We start from the raw sequence: 341 nt of genomic DNA on the forward strand, positions 1-341 counted from the left end.
AGCCGAAGCGGTAGAGCAAGCCGATTCAATGTTTGGTGCTAACAAGGCACAGAAAGAGTTGGCCGTTACTCGCGCCCTGCAAAACTTACCACCTGAATCTTTGGTTGAGCTTGAGAAGATTAAGGTCGAGTTAGAAAAGGAAAAGACTCGCCGCCAAGAACTTACGCTTGGTGATAAACAAGCCGAACATCACGAAACCCAAGTGACGATTCGTGAAGGTGATAAGGCTGAAGATGAATACGTTCGTCACACTCGCCCTTGGGGTTGCCGTTTGAGTTTGTATTCTGCCATTGCTTATATCTTCTTGTTTGATCTGCTCCAGTCTCTTATACCCATCTCCG

At 46.9% G+C, this 341-nt stretch carries 1 pseudogene; it reads left to right on the plus strand.

The annotated features are described in order from the left end of the window. A pseudogene (locus tag OW491_RS18185) lies at positions 1-341 on the plus strand (hypothetical protein); the annotation flags it as partial.

Origin of the sequence: Neptunomonas sp. CHC150, assembly GCF_030397555.1 — a bacterium.
Lineage (GTDB): Bacteria > Pseudomonadota > Gammaproteobacteria > Pseudomonadales > Balneatricaceae > Neptunomonas > Neptunomonas phycophila.